Source organism: Arthrobacter sp. 10T419 (assembly GCF_056394105.1).
The window spans coordinates 100,381-116,812 of the sequence record NZ_JBFTHF010000004.1 but is presented as its reverse complement, the minus strand read 5'-3'; the positions used below and the strand labels follow the sequence as shown (position 1 = coordinate 116,812).

Here is a 16,432-nt window from a genome sequence, read left to right as displayed (position 1 = left end):
TGGCTAGGCGCGACCGGCGGGATGGGGAGAACTCCCCTGCACGCGCGCACGCTTCCGCACAACGAGCTCCTGCCGGACGCGCTGCGCGACGACCAGTCCCAGTGCCGCCGTGCCAATCGTGATGGGATACCCCATCAGCCGTTCCAACGTGCCGGGTTCCGGAACCCGCATCCCGGTCGCTCCGCCGGCGATGAGCGCGGCCAGGGCGACCGCGCCGCAGGCAAGGATGAACCAGCCCAGCGGTGTCTGTTTGCGCCAGAGCCAGCCGACCAGCAGGAGGGCCAGACCTCCCGCGGCGAAGTACATGAGCGCTCCGGCCACGTGCCAGCCGGAGCCGGCGTCTTCCGGCACCAGTCCCACGATCACGGTTCCGGCGCCCGCGGTGATGCTGAGCGAGCGGGCGCCAAACGCCGCGGCCGACGGCGACCGCCGGCCCGGGGCCACGGCGAGCCTGGTTCCGGCCCGGGCGGCAACACCGATCACGGCCGAGCTGAGCAGCAGCGCCCCGACCATCATGCCGATCCCCTGCACCACGAACGAGGCATTCATCAGCAGGTGCGCCGGCGAGCAGACGTCGCGGCCGGAGAATTCGCCGCAGCCAAGGGCGCCGAGATCGCTGATGTAGCCGGTGCGCCGGCTGTACGGCTCCCGGCCCGCCCAGGCGCCGATCACCGCCGCTTCGGCGACGAAATACTGCAGCACGCTCAATTTCGCGAGCGCGCCGAGATAAAACCGGGCGGAGGCCACGTCGGGGATGTAGATGAGCTCCCGGGAAACCGTCGGGGCAGAGGCTGTCATGCCAAGAGCGTAGTACGCGCGCCCACCTTGTATGCTTGTATCCGTGTCCCGACGGGCCGGCCGAAGGCCGCCCGCCTGTTCGCCCGCCCTCGTAGCTCAGTGGATAGAGCACGGCTCTCCTAAAGCCGGTGTCGTTGGTTCGATTCCAATCGAGGGCACTTGGACTCCCAGACGCCGGGCGCCGGCCCGGAACCTGACCAGCCCGCTGAGCCGCGCTTTGAACTGCGCGCCTACCTGCTGGGCAACTGGAGCGTGGACCGCACCATGCTGGACCGGGCCACCGGCAGCCGCGGCACCTTTAACGGCGTCGTCCGTTTCACTGAAACCGACGACGGCGGCCTCCGCTTCCGCGAAGAAGGCACCGTGCAGTGGAACCCGGCCGGCGGTGCACCCTTTAAAGGCCCGGCAAGGCGCGAGTATCTGCTCAAGCCCTCGGCAACACCAGCGACGATGGACATGTTCTTCCCCGACGGCCGCCCTTTCCACCGCATCGGCTTCGGCGGCCAGGACAACCGGGACCAGCATTGGTGCGATCCCGACACGTACCGGGTCGGGTACACCAAGCTCGGTCCGGATGACTTCCGCTACCGCTGGGATGTCACGGGTCCGGCCAAGGATCTGCTGCTCGAATCCGTGCTGCACCGAGCGGCCGTGAACCCCCGCATCGTGGTGTCCGCCGTCTGCGTCTTTGACGACGCCGGACGCCTCCTCACCGTCCGCAAGCGCGGCACTGACAAGTTCATGCATCCGGGCGGCAAACCCGAAGCCGGTGAATCCGCGGCACAGGCGGCGTCCCGGGAACTCGAGGAGGAAGTCGGCATCATTGTGGCGCCCGAGGACCTCGAACCCTTCGGAAGTTGGCTGGCCGAGGCCGCCAACGAGGCCGCCACGCAGATCGAGGCCACGGTGTTCACCGCGCCCACGTTAGTTAATGCAGCAGGCAGCTGGACGGCGCACCCGTCGGCGGAGATCGCCGAAATCCGCTGGCTGGACCTGGCCGCCGGGCTGCCGGACGACCTGGCTCCGCTGCTTACGGACCATGTTCTGCCGGCCCTCGCCGCGAAGGCGGCCCGGAAAAGCTAGAGTTCCGGCACCGCCTCAGCGGCCACCGCGGTGGCCTCGGCGAACTGGGTCCGGTAGAGCTCTGCGTAGCGCCCCTCGGCGGCGAGGAGTTCGTTGTGCGTCCCGCGTTCCACGATCGTGCCGTCCTCGACCACCAGGATGGCATCGGCGGCGCGGATCGTGGAAAGCCGGTGCGCGATCACCACGGCGGTGCGGCCTTCGAGCGCCGCGCCAAGCGCTTCCTGCACCGCGGCCTCGTTCGTCGAGTCCAGCGCGGCCGTGGCCTCGTCCAGGATCACGACCCGCGGCTGGGCGATGAGCAGGCGGGCGATGGTGAGCCGCTGCCGTTCGCCTCCCGAGAGTCGGTAGCCGCGCTCCCCCACCACGGTGTCCAGCCCGTCCGGCAGCGAGCGGATCATGTCCTCAAGCCGGGCCTGGCGCAGCACGTCCCACATCAGTTCTTCGCTGGCGCCCGGGCGGGCCAGGCGCAGGTTGGAGGCGATGCTCTCGTGGAAGAGGTGCCCGTCCTGCGTGACCATGCCCAGGGTTTCGCGCATCGAATCGAAGGTGAGGTCGCGGACGTCCACGCCGGCGCCGGACCCCGCACCGCCGAAGCGGACGGCGCCCGAATCGACGTCGTAGAGCCGTGAGAGCAACTGCGCGATGGTGGACTTGCCGGCGCCCGAGGAACCCACCAGCGCCACGGTCTGGCCCGGTTCCACCCGGAAGCTGATCCCGTGCAGCACTTCCTCGCCGCCGCGGGTGTCCAGCGTGGAGACGTCCTCGAGCGAGGCCAGCGAGACCTTGTCCGCCGAGGGGTAGGAGAAGCGGACGTCGTCGAACTCCACCGAGAGCGGGCCGCGTGGCGATTCCACCGCGTCCGGCTTCTGCTGGATGAGCGGCTTGAGGTCCAGGATCTCGAAGACCCGCTCGAAGCTGACCAGGGCGCTCATGATTTCCACCCGGGCGTTGGACAGCGCGGTGAGCGGCGCGTACAGGCGGGTGAGCAGCAGTGCCAGCACGACGACGTCGCCCGCGGCGAGCTGCCCGCCAAGGGCCAGCCAGCCGCCCAGGCCGTAGACCAGCGCGAGGGCAAGGGCCGAAACCAGGGTCAGGGCCGTGACGAAGGTGAACTGGAGCATGGCGGTGCGGACGCCGATGTCCCGCACCCGGCCGGCGCGAAGCGCGAATTCGTGGGATTCCTCGTCGGGCCTGCCGAAGAGCTTCACCAGGGTGGCGCCGGGGGCGGAGAAGCGTTCCGTCATCTGCGTGCCCATGGCGGCGTTGTGCTCGGCCGCCTCGCGGCGCAGCTCGGCCAGCTTGGAGCCCATCCGGCGGGCCGGGATGAGGAAGATTGGCAGCAGGATCATGGCCAGCACGGTAACGAGCCAGGACTTGTTCAGCATCACCACGAGGGTGAGGGCCAGCGCCACCACGTTGCTGACAACACCGGAGAGCGTGCCGGCGAAGGCCGACTGCGCGCCGATCACGTCGTTGTTGAGCCGGCTGACCAACGCCCCGGTGCGGGTCCGGGTGAAGAACGCGATCGGCATCTTCTGCACGTGGTCGAAGACCTTGGTGCGCAGGTCCACGATCACGCCTTCACCGATGGTCGAGGACAGCCAGCGCGTCACCAGCCCGATCCCGGCCTCGGCGACCGCCACGATCGCGATCAGCACGGCCAGCCAGATCACGGTGCCGGCGTCCGCCTTCGCGATGATCGCGTCCACCACCTGGCCGGCGAGCACCGGCGTGGCGACCGCGAGGACCGCCATCACGATGGACAGCAGCACGAAGGCGATCAGCCGGCCCCGGTGCGGCCGGGCAAAGCCGAACACGCGCTTGAGCAGTTCCTTGGAGAACGGCTTGGAGCCGCTCGAGGCGCGGGTGATGTTGTAAAGGGAGCTCCAGGCAACCCGGTCCATGCTCATCGGTTGGTACCTTTCGGGGCGCTCGCGCCCAGCAGTTCGGTGACGACGCCGTCGACGACGTTCCAGCGCACGTCAAGGCGCACGTTTTCCAGCAGTCGGCGGTCGTGTGTGACGAGCAGCAGGGCGCCGTCGTAGCTGTCGAGGGCTTCCTCCAGCTGCTCGATCGCGGGAAGATCCAGGTGGTTGGTCGGCTCGTCGAGGACCAGCAGGTTCACTCCGCGGGCCTGCAGGAGCGCCAGCGCGGCCCGGGTCCGTTCGCCCGGTGAGAGCGAGTCAACGGGCCGGGCAGTGTGGTCGGCCTTGAGCCCGAACTTGGCCAGCAGGGTGCGCACCTCCGCCGGGGTCTGGTCCGTCAGCACGGCTTCAACGGCGTCGGCAAGCTTGAGGTGCCCCGCCAGCAGCCCGCGGGCCTGGTCGATTTCCCCGACCGCCACCGAGGCGCCCATGGAGGCGTCGCCGGCGTCGGGCCGCTGCACGCCGAGCAGCAGGCGCAGCAGGGTGGACTTGCCCGCCCCGTTGGGCCCGGTGATGCCAATCCGCTCGCCGGCGTTGAGCTGCAGGTTCACCGGCCCCAGGGTGAAGTCCCCCTGGTGTACGACGGCGTCCCGCAGGGTCGCGACGACGGCGCTGGAGCGCGGCGCCGCCCCGATGCTGAACTGCAGCTGCCATTCCTTGCGCGGTTCCTCGACTTCCTCGAGCCGGGCGATCCGTGATTCCATCTGGCGGACCTTCTGCCCCTGCTTTTCCGAGGACTCGGTGCTCGCTGCCCGGCGGATCTTGTCATTGTCCGGGCTCTTCTTCATCGCGTTGCGGACGCCCTGGGAGCTCCATTCACGCTGCGTGCGGGCGCGGGAGACCAGGTCTGCCTTGGTGGAGGCGAACTCTTCATAGCGTTCCCGGGCGTGCCGGCGGGCCACGGCGCGCTCCTCCAGGTAGGCCTCGTAGCCGCCGTCGTAAACCGCGACGGAGTTCTGCGCCAGGTCCAATTCCACGATCGTGGTCACGCAGCGGGCCAGGAACTCCCGGTCGTGCGAGACCAGGACGACGCCGCCGCGCAGTCCCTGGACGAAGGCCTCCAGCTTGGCCAGGCCGCCCAGGTCGAGGTCGTTGGTGGGCTCATCGAGGAGCACGATGTCGAAGCGGCTCAACAGGAGGGCCGCGAGCGCCACCCGGGCGGCCTGCCCGCCGGAGAGCCCGGTCATCGCGGCGTCGGGTCCCACTTCGAGGCCCAGGTCCGCCAGTACCGGCGGAATCCGCTCTTCCAGGTCCGCGGCGCCGGACGCCATCCAGCGGTCGAACGCCACCGAGTACGCGTCCTCGGAACCCGGGGCGCCGGTTCCCAGCGCCTCCGCGGTGGACTCCATGTCCGCCGTCGCCTGGCCGCAACCGGTGCGCCGGGCGATGTAGCCGGCCACGGTTTCGCCGTCGATCCGTTCATGCTCCTGCGGCAGCCACCCGACGAACGCGTCGGCCGGGGCAAGGCTCACCGTTCCCTCCTGCGGCTGGTCGACGCCGGCGAGCAGCCGCAGCAGCGTGGACTTGCCGGCACCGTTGGCGCCCACGACGCCGACGACGTCGCCCGGCGCGACGGTGAGGGAGAGTTTGGAGAAGAGAGTCCGGTGGTCGTGACCACCGGAAAGGTCCTTGGCAACAAGGGTTGCAGTCATTAGTCCATTCTCTCACTGAGGCCCAAAACGGACGGCCGCAGGCAGCCGTCAGGGGCCGGAAATTCGTAGCAGATCCGCCGACAACCCGCCGGGCATAGAAGAACCCGCTGGTCCGGACTTGGGGGGTGTACGGACCAGCGGGTTCGAGCATCTAGCATAGTTGAATTGGGTCCCACGGCAAAATTGCCAGCGTCTCGGACCCTCGTGAGTGAAGACGCACAACGGAAGCACGTGCGGACGCGCTGGAAAAGGAAACGCCCATGATCAGTGCCCTGCAATGGTTCGTCCTGGCTGTCTGTGCCCTGATCACCTTCCTCCGCCTGCCAGCGGCGCTGCGCGGAGAAAACCGCTCGCTCTTCGGCATTTTCCTGCTTGTCACGGTGGGCATGGTGCTGAGCATCCAGTGGAGCTACACGCTGATCGACGGTTTCCTGGGTTCCTACAACTACGCCAACCTGGCGCTGCGCTATGTGGTTTATGGAACCGTCCTGCTGGCCGGGTACAAGATTGTCAAGGGCTTTGAGAACACCCACAGCCTCCGCCTGCTCCTCGGCCCCGTGGGCCTGGCGGCGCTGGCGACCATCTGCCTCGCCACCGCAGTGCCGTTCCTGATGGCGAATACCGCCGGCACCTCAGTGGGACTGGCCACGCTGCCGGACCAGAGCGGCCCTAACCGCCAGCTGATCGCCCTCTATACGACGGCCGGCCGGCTCTACCCGGCATACGTGGCGGCCTGCCTTCTGCCGGCGACCATCAAGGCCCTTCGATCCCGCCTGCCGGGGCTCGTTCGCGGCGGAGCGGCACTCCTGACGGCCGGATCCGCCGCCATGATCCTTCTGCCCATCAGCGACCTCCTGCCCCAGCGCCTGGCCTTCATCCAATACATCATCAGCTTGGTTGGGGTGCTCGGGCTGATGGTGGGCCTGTCGCTGATCTGGCTGGGAAGGGTGTCCGCGCGACGCGGCCCGCGAAACAGCCCGTCCTTGGCCGACGCGCACCGCGGGCAAGGTCAAGAAAAGATCGCGGCTGAAGAATTATGATGATGTGAGGGTTGCGGCACCGCGCTTCTCCGGCGGTGTAGCGGCCCAGCAGCTAAGTCCGCGCAAGACCCTGCAGAAAGTCATAGATGGCACTACCCGCCAAAGCGTTTCAACTCTGGCTCCATGGCGTTGCCCCGGCAATGAGCACCGCGGACATTTGCAGGATCTCCGGCGTCAAGCGCACCACTTTGGCACAGCAACTGGTGCGCGGCAAGGTCGCCGAAACCACCGTGGTGAGCATCAGCCGGGCCCTCGGCCTGAACCCCGCTGAATCGCTCGCCGACTTCAGCACGTACGCGGACCTGACCCGGCTTGCCCAGCCGCCCACCCCGGCGGAGCTCGTCAGCCAGGTCGCCACCATGGACCTGCTGCGGGCCGTCATTACCCGTTCCGCTCAGGACCACGAGAACGGCACTGGGACGCTCCGCGTGCTCAGCCCGGCTCCGCACGCCACCTCGGTGCGAAACTGGGTGGACGCCATCGACGACGGCGAACTCCGCCACCGCGTTTCCGCCGCTACCGGCGTCGCCCCGCAGAACTATTCAGCCCAGCTGACCGCGAACCGGCTCTCGCCGGAACTTGCGGTGGCAACCTCGCGCGCCGGGGGCGTGGGCTTGACGGGCGGCCTCGTCGCGACGGGGCTCATCACCGAGGCCGAAGCCGGCTGGCCCGCGGATGCCCGGCAGTCCGCGCTGGATGCACTGTCCGACGGCGAGCTGGTTGCCTTGGCCGGTGAGCGGCTCCAAGCCCTGGGCAAGACACTCCGCCGCCAGGAGCAGGAGCAGGCGCAAGCCGAAAAGATCTGGGAGAACCTCGGATGAACGTCGGCGCCCTGCAATGGAGCACCTTCGCAGTGTGCACCCTGGTGGCGCTTGCCCGGATCCCCAGTGCCCGGCGGGGTGAAAACCGGCCCGTCTTCTACGTCCTTGTCCTGATCATGTTGACCATCTTGCTAAGCATCGAGGAACCGTACCAGGCAATTGACCAGGTACTGGGCGGTTTCAACATAGCGAATCTGGTGCTGCGTTTCATTGGGTTCGCCGCGGTGTTCTTCCTGGGCCTCCAGCTCGCGAAAGGCTTCAGTGCCGACGATGCCCGGCGCTTCCTGACGGGTCCTTTGGGGATCGGTATGGCGCTACTGTCGTGCGCCGCCGTCACCATCCTGTTCTTGATGATGGACACGGCCGGGTCCTCCGCGGGACTTGCCGGGGTGGCGGCCAGCAGCGGCCGCAATGCCGTGCTGGCCGAGTACTACGGCGCCGCCGGAAGGCTCTATCCGGCCTTCGTCCTGCTGGCCCTGCTGCCCGCGCTGGCCAGGACGGCCATCGGCAGGCTCCCGCTGATTATCCGCGGCAGCGCCGTTGCCCTGGGCATCGGGTCCGTGGCCATCGCATTGACACTGGCATTCCCGATCATTCCGGCCGGGCTGTCCAGCTGGGAGTTTGTCATCAATTACACCGGCATTCTGTGCCTTGTGCTCGGGCTCGTTCTGATCTGGGTGGGGCGTCTGGCGGCCAAGCGTCCGCCGCGAAGCCGGACCCGCGGAGCAGATAGATGACCGCGGTCCTGCAGTGGTCGGCCTTGGCGATCTGCGGCGCCGTCGCCTTAGCCCGCGTCCCCGACGCCATCAAGGGCCGCAACCGGTCAATTGTTGGCGCCTTCCTCCTCTCGGCCGGCGCGATCCTGCTGAGCATCGATGGCCCGTACCTGGCCGTCGACGCGTGGCTTGGGAGCGCCAACTACGCAAACCTCATCTTGAGGTTTCTCGTATACGGGGCGGTGGCCTTGGCCGGCTACCGCACCGCGAAGGCCTTCGGTGACGGGAACGGCCTCCGCCGCGTCTCAGGGCCGTTGGGGCTGGCCGTGCTCGGCGCCATCGCAGTTGCCACTGCGGTTCTGTTCCTGCTGGCGGACACCACCGGCTCCTCCACTGGCCTCAACGGGCTGCCCCTGCGGAGCGCGGAAAACGCCCAGCTAATCGGACTGTACGCGACAGCGGGGAGGGTCTACCCCGCCTTCGTGGCAGCCTGCCTGGTCCCTGCTACGCTGCGTGCCGTCAGGGGGCGTTTGCCGGCCGCGATCCGGATCGGTGCCGGGCTCTTGTCCTTCGGGTACGCAGCACTGATTGCTGCGGCCCTGTTTCCGCTCTTTGCGCCAGGCTCATCCGGGGTCCAGGCGAAGATCAACTTCACCGCCGCGCTTGGCCTCAGCATTGGTCTGACCGTCATCTGGCTGGCGCGGGTCGCGGCAACCCGGCAGCTGCCGGAGGAAGCGGCGGGAAAAGCCCCGCGACTCCAAGGGTCATCAACGAAGACTCCGGGTGAGATTGGACGCGACTAGGTGAGAGAGTTCAAGGGCCCGCGGCGCCGGGAGCCCAAGCCGGAGTGAGTAGGAGGTGGACATGCTTGAATGGGGAACGCTGATTATTTGCGGCCTGGTTCTGTTACTGCGTCTGCCGGATGCCCTGCGCGGTCGCAACAGGGCTGTGTTCGGGATCCTGTTCCTCGCCACCCTCTGCAGTCTGCTCAGCATCCCCGGACCCTACGCGGCGATCGATGGTGCGCTGGGGAGCTTGAACCTCACCAACCTGGTTCTGCGCTTCATTGTGTTCGGAATGGTCTTCCTGGTCGGGCTGCGCCTGGCCGCGGGGCTGGGCGCAGCCCGCGCGAAGGAGCTGATCACCGGCCGCGCGGGACGCTGGGCGCTGGCAGCCGCGTGCCTGGCCGTCGGAGTGACGTTCTTCCTGATGGACACCCGGGGTTCTTCAGCCGGTCTTCAAGACATGACAGGCAGCGGGCGTAACGCCGTTCTCGCCCCGCTCTACGCGGCAGCCGGCCGCAGCTACCCCGCGTTTGTTTCGCTGCTCCTGCTCCCTTCACTGCGGGCAGCCATCAAGGCAGCCCTGCCACGGCTGGTGCGGACCGGCGCCGCCTTGACCATGGTGGGAGCCGTGGCGGCCGTCGCGAGCGTGCCCGTGTCCTTCGCCCCGGAGTCATGGGATTTGCCCCGGCTGTTCGTGAACTACCTGGCGGTGCTGGGATACGTCCTGGGACTCCTCGCCTTCTGGTTCTCCGGGCAAAGCGGCCGCCCGCCACGTAACACTCCGGCAACGTTTCCTCAGTCGTGAGCCAGGGGATTCACAAAATCATTAGACCGTGAGATAATCATGAATGTGTGAAAACGCCGGCCAGCATCCGTGAATGGGGATTCAGTCTTACGGAACCTGGCGGGGCGTCCAAGCGCCATTGGGGGGATGAGTGGTAGCGGTCCGCAAGGACCGCTCCCACTCAGCCTGTTTAACGGGAATCAAGCTTCGGCTGGCCGCTTGACCCGGGCAAAGAAGGCTCAGCGCTGGAATCTCAGGGTCAGCAATTGGAACGGCCGCAGGACCAGCTCCGCGGAACCGTCCTGAATCGTTACGCCCGGTGCGTCCGCGGGACGTTCCAGGAGGTCCACGGTCCGCACCCCCGTGGCGGCGAATTGGGCCAAGACCGTGCCGGCGGAGCGCTCCCCCAGTGACTCGTAAAGGCGGACGATCACGTCGCCGGAGCCGTCCTCCGCCAGTTTGACCGCCTCGATCACGAGGGCGGGATTGGAGACCGTGAACAGCGGCTCCGCGCCGCGGGCTCCCCTGACCACGCGCGGGGCGAGGTTGGTGCGGTACCCCTCCTCGACGGCGTCGGCGATGCTGGCGCCTGGCCGCACGGTGACCGTCAGTTCGTGCCGGCCGCGGTCCGCGTCCGGATCCGGAAACTTGGGTGCCCGCAACAGCGAAACCCGGACGGTGGTGGTGGTCCCGCCGTCGTCCGCGCGGATCTTGCGGGTGACGTCGTGACCGTAGCTGGCGGCGTTCGAGACCGCGACGCCGTACCCGGGCTCGGCCACGTGGATCCACCGGTGTGCGCAGATCTCGAACTTGGCGGCCTCCCACGAGGTGTTGAGGTGGGTGGGCCGGAACACATGGCCGAACTGCGTCTCCGAGGCCGAGCGATCGGCCCGGACGTCGAGGGCGAAGCCGAGCTTAAGCAGCTTCTCACGTTCCTGCCAGTCCACCGCGGTGGAGATCGCCAGCGACGGCGCACCCGGTTCCAGCCGGATCCGCTGGGTCACGGCGGAGGTTCCGGCCAGCCGCTCCACCACGACGACGACGGCCCCGCCGTCGCGTTCCAGCGTCAAGGAGCGGGCCTCCGTCAGCGGGGTGACGTTGCGGCGGTAGAACGCGTCGATATCCCAGGCGTCCCATTCGTTTGGGGTGTCCCGGTGCAGTTCGAGGAGATTGCCGAACTCCCCCGGCGCGATTGCTTCACGGCCGCTGGCGTGGTCCCGCAGCGAGACCAGGAGTCCGTCTGCGTTCACCACCGCGCGGATGATCCCGTTGTCCAGCACGTGGCCGCCGTCGGCATCCGTGGACTGCACGGGTGCGGCCGCGTTGACGGGCGTGGCGGCGGCGAGCGCCGGGACACCGCGGCGGGGGTGCGGGGCCGCGTTGAGCAGGAACTCCTGCTCGCCCTCTCCCAACACGGCCACGGCGGCGGCGGCGGTGATCGCCTCCAGCTCGCGGGCGACGGCGTCGTAGTTCCGCTCCGCGTCCTGGTGCACCCAGGCGATCGAGCTGCCGGGAAGGATGTCATGGAACTGCTGCAGCAGCACCAGCCGCCAGAGCCGCTTGAGCTCCGCCGCCGGGTACGCGGCGCTGGCTCGGACCGCGGCGGTGGCGCACCAGAGTTCCGCCTCCCGGAGGAGGTGCTCGCTGCGTCGGTTGCCCCGTTTAGTGTTGGCCTGGCTGGTATACGTGCCGCGGTGGAGTTCCAGGTACATCTCGCCCACCCAGACCGGGAGGCCCTGGTATTCCTCCTCGGCGCCGGCGAAGAACTCCGCGGCCGAGCCCAGCCGCACCTTCGGCGAACCTTCCAGGTCCGCGTTGCGCTGCGCCGCCGCCAGCATCTCCCGGGTGGGTCCGCCGCCGCCGTCGCCGTAGCCGAACGGGAGCAGGGACATGGTGCCGCGGCCGTGGTCCCGGTAGTTGCGTTCGGCGTGTGCCAGCTCCCGGGCGCTGATTTCGGAGCTGTAGGTGTCCACGGGCGGGAAGTGCGTGAAGAGCCGGGTGCCATCGATCCCTTCCCAGTGGAAGGTGTGGTGCGGCATCCGGTTGACCTGGTTCCAGGAAATCTTCTGGGTCAGGAACCAGCGGCTGCCGGCGGCCTTGACGATCTGCGGCAGCGCGGCGGAGTAGCCGAAGGTGTCCGGCAGCCACGCTTCCTGGCATTCGACGCCGAACTCGGCCAGGAAGAAGCTCTTGCCCTCCAGGAACTGGCGCGCCATGGCTTCGCCTCCCGGCATGTTGCTGTCCGATTCGACCCACATGCCCCCCACCGGGACGAACTGGCCGGTTTTGACCTTTTCCCGGATGCGCCCGAACAGCTCCGGGTAGTACTCCTTGATCCAGGCCAGCTGCTGCGCCGACGAGCAGGAAAAGACGAAGCTAGGGTCCTCGTCCATCAGCGCCACGACGTTGGAGAAGGTCCGCGCACACTTCCGGATGGTTTCCCGGACCGGCCACAGCCAGGCAGAGTCGATGTGAGCGTGGCCGGTGGCGACGAGTTGGTGGGCCGAGGCGTAGGCCGGCCGGGCGAGGACTTCGGCGAGCGCGGCACGGCCGTCGGCAGCGGTGCCGGGGACATCGTCCGGGTCCATGACGTCCAGCATCCGTTCCAGCGCACGGAGGATCTCGTGCCGTCGGGGCAGCTCCATGGGGAGTTCGTGCATCAGCCCGCTAAGCGTGGCAATGTCCTGGTGCAGTTCCCAGACGGCCTGGTTGAGCTCGGCGATGACGATCGGACCCAGCCGGTACTGCGGCTCGGTGCCGGCGGTCGCCTTATCGCCGTAAGGGGTAGCTGCGAAGGTCCAGCCCTGCGAGAGGTCGGGGTTCGCAGCGGCTTCGACGTAGAAGTCCACGGACATGCCGCTGCCCAGCAGCTTGAGGGGGATGTACTGGTTCCGCGGGGAGATCGCCTTGATTACCGATCCGTCGGCCCGCCAGGCCGTACCCTCGCACTGGAACCCGGGCAGGTCACCGCTGAAGCCGAGGTCCACCAGGATTTCGACGGCGGTGTCCGCGCGGCTGCCCCAGGAGTCGGGGACCTCGCCCTGGAGGCGCAGCCACTTGGTGCTCCATGGCTGTCCCCACGCCGCCCCTTGATCCTGCGGGACGAACGTCTGCCGCAGCGCATCCTGTACCGGGACCGGTTCCCCCGCAACGTCCCAGCTGCTTAGCGTGAGCGGGACCCGGCGCGGGTACACGGCGGGGATGATGCGTTCGCGCAGAAAGCGGTCCAGCCGGACTTCCGTGAGACGGCGGTCGTCGTGCAATGTGATCCTCTTCGCGCTGGTGCCGGTGTTGCCAAGTCGTGGTCGACCCCTGTGTCCAGTCGATGGATAAAATCTACGTCGGCCGCCTCGGTTAAGCCAACGTTGTTAAGCGGGGGCGCCGCTGGCCGATGACTGCCGCATGGACACGCGTTCGTGGCCGGCGTAGACGTTCAAGGTGGTGCCACGGCTGAACCCGGCCAGGGTCATCCCGCTGTCCTCGGCGAGTTCGACGGCCAGGCTGGAGGGCGCGCTGACGGCGGCCAGCACCGGGATCCCGGCCAGCGAGGCTTTCTGCACCAGTTCGAAGGATGCCCGGCCGGAAACCTGGAGCACGGTCCCGCTCAAGGGCAGCAGGCCTTCGCGCAGCGCCCAGCCCACCACCTTGTCCACTGCGTTGTGCCGGCCCACATCCTCGCGCAGGCAAAGCAGCTCGGCCGAGCCGTCGTCGGCAATCCGGAAGAGTCCCGCCGCATGCACGCCGCCGGTGACGTCGAAAACGGTTTGGGCCTCCCTCAGCCGGTCCGGCAGCGAGGCGAGGGTCTCCACCGGCACGGTCAGCGGGTCCGCTGCCGGGCTGAAGTGCGAGGACTTGCGCACGGCGTCGATCGAGTCGGTGCCGCAGATCCCACAGGAGCTGGAGGTGAAGAAGTTTCGCCCCGTGTCCGGCCGGACGACGTCGGGGCGCAGCTGCGCTTCGACGACGTTGAAGGTCTGGATGCCGTCCTCGTCCTCGCCGGCGCAGAAGCGCAGCGAGACGAGTTGATCCGGCGTCCAGATGACGCCCTCCGAGACCAGGAACCCGGCAACAAGGTCGAAGTCGTTGCCCGGGGTCCGCATCGTGACGGAAAAGGACAGATTGCCCAGCCGGATCTCAAGCGGCTCCTCGACCGCCAACACGTCTTCCCGGTGCCGGACCGGGAACTCGAGCGCCTGCGGCGAGCCGTCCAGGACAAATTTGTGCACCTTGCGGCGCTGTGTCACGCGGCCCATCGGATACTCCTCATCAGCGTTAAGTACGGGTTCGGCCGCCAGCTGCGGCGGCTCTCCCCTGAATCCATCATGAACTCTGTCCGGGCGTCAGCCAAGCAGACCGCTCCAGTCAACCGGACCCTCCGGTGCCGGCTTCCTGGCGGTGCGCTTGGTGGCCGGTTTGGCGGCAGCCTTCGCGGGGGCGGGCTCCGGAAGCGCGGCTCCCCACGGGAGGGCAAACGCCGGGACCGGCTCCCCCAGCTGGACGCCGTGCGGCGGGACCACCAGGATGCCGTCGGCCGCCGCCAGTCCCCGCATCATGCCCGGGCCGGTGTGGTGCGCCGGCGATGCCATCCCGTACAGCATACGGAACGGCATCAGCCTGGTCCGGCCGGGGTCGGGCTCGATCATGGTCCCGCACGGCACCTCCGTCACCGGCGGCGGCGTCCCGTGGCCCAGCGCGGCCAGCAGCGGGGCGCCAATCGTGGACAGCGCCATCATGGCGGCGAGCGGGTTCCCGGGGAGCCCGATGACGAAGCGCCCGTCCGGCAGTTCGGCCAGCACCGCGGGATGGCCCGGGCGCATGGCGATGCCATCAATCAGCAGCCTGCCGCCCAATTCCGCAACCGTGCGCCTGAGATGGTCAGTGCCGGAGCGGCCGGTGCCGCCTGTGGTGATCACGACGTCGGCCGGGAGTGTCTCGCCGGCCGGCTCCGCGCCGCCCACCGGATCGTGAGCTGCGCCGGTGTCTTCGGTGTCTTCGAGCGCGGCGAGCCAATCGGCGTCGCTGTCCCCGATCTTGACCTCGCCCGCGCAGATTCCGCCGAGCATTTCCACGACGGCGCCGAGCTGCGGCCCGAACGTGTCCCGCACCTCCCCCGGCGCTGGGACGCCGGTGCTGACGACTTCGGCGCCGGTGAGCACCAGCCGCACCATCGCCTTGCCGAGGACCGGCAGGGCGTCGTGACCGGCGAGGGCGGCCAGGGCCAGGTGCGCGGGGTTGAGCACGGCGCCGGCCTTGATCAGCACCTCTCCGGCGGCGGCTTCCTCCGCGGCCTTGCGGATGTGTTCGCCGTTGCGGGGTTCCCCGGGCTTGGCGCCACCGCCCAGTTTCAGGACCGGCAGCCCGTCCTCGTCCGGGGCGATGACGCCGCTCTCGCTGCGGAGCACGGCTTTCGCACCCGGCGGGATCAGTCCACCGGTGTTGATCGGGCTCGCCTGGTGCGGGGCCAGCCGCTGGCCCGGCTCGGCCAGGATCCACGGGCCGCTGCCGTTGACCGCCCAGCCGTCCATCGCGGAGGAGGCGTAGTGGGGCATGTCATGCAGTGCTGTCAGGTCCTCGGCCAGCGTCCGGCCCAAGGCGTGCCGGAGCGGAATGGGCGAGGACGGGATGGGCACGGCGCAGTCGAAGGCCAGTTGCCGGGCTTCCTGCCAGCTGTGGGCGAGATGCCGGTGCGGCGCCTCCGCGACGGCCGCGGCGCCGTCGTCGGCGTCATCGTCGTCGTGGGCGTTATTGTCGACGGAGGCGTCGGCATCCGGTGGCGCGGCGGACGGTTCGGACACGGAATCGTCGTCCTCGACGCCGCTGCTGCCGTCAGGGGGCTCCGGGGTCATGCCCCGGAAGCCTCGGCGGCGGCGTACTCCTTGGCGAGCTTCCGGGCCACGCCCATGGCGGCCTGCATTGACACGCTGTCCGGCGCCTGGCCGGATCCGGACGCCAGGCCGGCGGCGAAGCCGGCGATGAAGGTGGTCAGCGGCGCGGCCGGCCGGACGACGGAGTGGGCGGCCACACCGGCCAGCCCCAGCACTTCGTTGATGTCGATCTCGACATCTTCGAGCTCAAGGGCCTGGAGCAGCGCACGGCACCAGTCTTCAAGCGTTTCATCCTGGCTCTTCACCGTTTGCCTCCAAAGTTGAGTTGGGCCCCAGCGCCCCGGACTGGCCCGGACCGGGCGTGGACACCCCCATGGCGGAGGCGTCGTCCCAAGTGTCCACATCATCGGTGGAACCCGACGGAACCGGAACCTGCCGCAGCTCAAGACTAGCAAGGAGGGAGAACACTGAGCCCCCCTCGAGGGCGTTCCGCCGCGCCGCGTCGGCGACGGCGCGTTCTAGCGCGGCCGTGCCATAAAGTCCCACGAGGGGTTGCAGGCGGCCGTCCGCCGAAACGGCCACGAACCCGTCGACGGGGCCGGCCGCGGCGTCACCCGGGGCATTGGCGAGGACATCAGCCAGTGCGTCGAGCAAGGCGCGGACGGCGTCGGCCACGCGGGGCATGTCGCAGGCCAGCACGAGGGTCAGCGAGGCCGCGCCGGCTGCGGTGGGCTCGCCGCGCCCAACGGCGGCCAGGGCGGAAAGGCCGGCGGCAATCGCGGCGGCGGGTCCGCCAAACGGCGGGTCCTCGCGGCAGCCGAGCACATCTGGTGGGAGGTCGCCGGGGTCGGGGCCGACGACGACGGTCCGGCGGGCGCCCCGGGCAGCCTGCAGTGACCGACTTAGCAGGGTGCCGCCGTCGACCGTCAGCAGGGCCTTGGGTACGCCGCCAAGCCTGGCGGACCGGCCCCCGGCGAGTACAACAGCGTCGAATTCCACCAGC

General features: G+C 68.8%; 14 protein-coding genes, 1 tRNA gene and 1 pseudogene. 8 read left to right on the top strand and 8 right to left on the bottom strand.

Features of this window, described 5'->3' with window-relative positions; translation table 11 throughout:
• Positions 1–3: 3 nt before the first annotated feature.
• Positions 4–798: a DUF998 domain-containing protein gene (locus AC1DBD_RS09415; RefSeq protein WP_441418278.1), complete on the bottom strand. Its 795-nt coding sequence runs from the start codon at positions 796–798 to the stop codon at positions 4–6.
• An 85-nt stretch (positions 799–883) separates the two neighbouring features.
• On the opposite strand from AC1DBD_RS09415, the gene AC1DBD_RS09410 reads away from it, so the two are divergent.
• The 3 genes and pseudogenes from AC1DBD_RS09410 (at position 884) to AC1DBD_RS09400 (ending at position 1,881) form a co-directional block, all read left to right on the top strand.
• Positions 884–956, top strand: a tRNA-Arg gene (locus AC1DBD_RS09410).
• Position 957: 1 nt separating this feature from the next.
• Positions 958–1,431: pseudogene (locus AC1DBD_RS09405) on the top strand (DUF6314 family protein); the annotation flags it as partial.
• A gap of 18 nt (positions 1,432–1,449) precedes the next feature.
• The gene (locus AC1DBD_RS09400) at positions 1,450–1,881 is read left to right on the top strand and encodes an NUDIX hydrolase (protein WP_476893193.1); all 432 of its coding nucleotides are present in this window, start codon (positions 1,450–1,452) and stop codon (positions 1,879–1,881) included.
• Here AC1DBD_RS09400 and AC1DBD_RS09395 read toward each other — a convergent pair.
• Positions 1,878–3,791, bottom strand: coding sequence for an ABC transporter ATP-binding protein (locus tag AC1DBD_RS09395; protein ID WP_441418277.1), 1,914 nt, complete (start codon positions 3,789–3,791; stop codon positions 1,878–1,880). The two genes, AC1DBD_RS09400 and AC1DBD_RS09395, sit on opposite strands and share 4 nt — an antisense overlap.
• Complete coding sequence (locus AC1DBD_RS09390) at positions 3,788–5,458, bottom strand: ABC-F family ATP-binding cassette domain-containing protein (RefSeq protein ID WP_476909116.1); 1,671 nt, start codon at positions 5,456–5,458, stop codon at positions 3,788–3,790. The genes AC1DBD_RS09395 and AC1DBD_RS09390 overlap by 4 nt, the downstream gene beginning before the upstream one ends.
• Before the next feature lie 260 nt (positions 5,459–5,718).
• Between AC1DBD_RS09390 and AC1DBD_RS09385 the strand changes: the two genes are divergently transcribed.
• From AC1DBD_RS09385 to AC1DBD_RS09365, 5 genes are all read left to right on the top strand, one after another.
• Positions 5,719–6,498 (top strand): hypothetical protein, encoded by a 780-nt coding sequence (locus AC1DBD_RS09385; protein ID WP_476981948.1) that lies wholly within the window; start codon positions 5,719–5,721, stop codon positions 6,496–6,498.
• Positions 6,499–6,584: 86 nt separating this feature from the next.
• Positions 6,585–7,319, top strand: a complete 735-nt coding sequence (locus tag AC1DBD_RS09380) for a hypothetical protein (RefSeq protein WP_476893141.1) — start codon at positions 6,585–6,587, stop codon at positions 7,317–7,319.
• Positions 7,316–8,056, top strand: a complete 741-nt coding sequence (locus tag AC1DBD_RS09375) for a hypothetical protein (RefSeq protein ID WP_476981947.1) — start codon at positions 7,316–7,318, stop codon at positions 8,054–8,056. The genes AC1DBD_RS09380 and AC1DBD_RS09375 overlap by 4 nt, the downstream gene beginning before the upstream one ends.
• Positions 8,053–8,838 carry a hypothetical protein gene (locus AC1DBD_RS09370; RefSeq protein ID WP_476981946.1) on the top strand — a complete coding sequence of 262 codons (786 nt, stop codon included), beginning with the start codon at positions 8,053–8,055 and terminating at the stop codon, positions 8,836–8,838. The genes AC1DBD_RS09375 and AC1DBD_RS09370 overlap by 4 nt, the downstream gene beginning before the upstream one ends.
• A 61-nt stretch (positions 8,839–8,899) precedes the next feature.
• Positions 8,900–9,625, top strand: a complete 726-nt coding sequence (locus AC1DBD_RS09365) for a hypothetical protein (RefSeq protein ID WP_476893144.1) — start codon at positions 8,900–8,902, stop codon at positions 9,623–9,625.
• A 218-nt stretch (positions 9,626–9,843) separates the two neighbouring features.
• On the opposite strand, the gene AC1DBD_RS09360 is transcribed toward AC1DBD_RS09365, so the two are convergent.
• The 5 genes from AC1DBD_RS09360 to mobA form a co-directional block, all read right to left on the bottom strand.
• Complete coding sequence (locus AC1DBD_RS09360) at positions 9,844–12,867, bottom strand: alpha-mannosidase (protein WP_476981945.1); 3,024 nt, start codon at positions 12,865–12,867, stop codon at positions 9,844–9,846.
• 105 nt (positions 12,868–12,972) lie between these two features.
• The gene (fdhD, locus tag AC1DBD_RS09355) at positions 12,973–13,857 is read right to left on the bottom strand and encodes a formate dehydrogenase accessory sulfurtransferase FdhD (RefSeq protein ID WP_476981944.1); all 885 of its coding nucleotides are present in this window, start codon (positions 13,855–13,857) and stop codon (positions 12,973–12,975) included.
• 87 nt (positions 13,858–13,944) lie between these two features.
• Positions 13,945–15,450: a molybdopterin-binding protein gene (locus AC1DBD_RS09350; protein WP_476981943.1), complete on the bottom strand. Its 1,506-nt coding sequence runs from the start codon at positions 15,448–15,450 to the stop codon at positions 13,945–13,947.
• Positions 15,447–15,734, bottom strand: a complete 288-nt coding sequence (locus AC1DBD_RS09345) for a DUF6457 domain-containing protein (protein ID WP_349627252.1) — start codon at positions 15,732–15,734, stop codon at positions 15,447–15,449. Before AC1DBD_RS09345 ends, AC1DBD_RS09350 begins: the two co-directional genes overlap by 4 nt.
• Positions 15,718–16,428, bottom strand: a complete 711-nt coding sequence (mobA, locus tag AC1DBD_RS09340) for a molybdenum cofactor guanylyltransferase (protein ID WP_476981942.1) — start codon at positions 16,426–16,428, stop codon at positions 15,718–15,720. Before mobA ends, AC1DBD_RS09345 begins: the two co-directional genes overlap by 17 nt.
• Positions 16,429–16,432: the final 4 nt, after the last annotated feature.

What these genes read in the sequence shown, in the direction of transcription:
- AC1DBD_RS09415 (WP_441418278.1), bottom strand. Translation starts at nt 798, where the DNA reads ATGACAGCCTCTGCCCCGACGGTTTCCCGGGAGCTCATCTACATCCCC.
- AC1DBD_RS09395 (WP_441418277.1), bottom strand. Translation starts at nt 3,791, where the DNA reads ATGAGCATGGACCGGGTTGCCTGGAGCTCCCTTTACAACATCACCCGC.
- AC1DBD_RS09390 (WP_476909116.1), bottom strand. Translation starts at nt 5,458, where the DNA reads ATGACTGCAACCCTTGTTGCCAAGGACCTTTCCGGTGGTCACGACCAC.
- AC1DBD_RS09385 (WP_476981948.1), top strand. Translation starts at nt 5,719, where the DNA reads ATGATCAGTGCCCTGCAATGGTTCGTCCTGGCTGTCTGTGCCCTGATC.
- AC1DBD_RS09380 (WP_476893141.1), top strand. Translation starts at nt 6,585, where the DNA reads ATGGCACTACCCGCCAAAGCGTTTCAACTCTGGCTCCATGGCGTTGCC.
- AC1DBD_RS09375 (WP_476981947.1), top strand. Translation starts at nt 7,316, where the DNA reads ATGAACGTCGGCGCCCTGCAATGGAGCACCTTCGCAGTGTGCACCCTG.
- AC1DBD_RS09370 (WP_476981946.1), top strand. Translation starts at nt 8,053, where the DNA reads ATGACCGCGGTCCTGCAGTGGTCGGCCTTGGCGATCTGCGGCGCCGTC.
- AC1DBD_RS09365 (WP_476893144.1), top strand. Translation starts at nt 8,900, where the DNA reads ATGCTTGAATGGGGAACGCTGATTATTTGCGGCCTGGTTCTGTTACTG.
- fdhD (WP_476981944.1), bottom strand. Translation starts at nt 13,857, where the DNA reads ATGGGCCGCGTGACACAGCGCCGCAAGGTGCACAAATTTGTCCTGGAC.
- AC1DBD_RS09350 (WP_476981943.1), bottom strand. Translation starts at nt 15,450, where the DNA reads ATGACCCCGGAGCCCCCTGACGGCAGCAGCGGCGTCGAGGACGACGAT.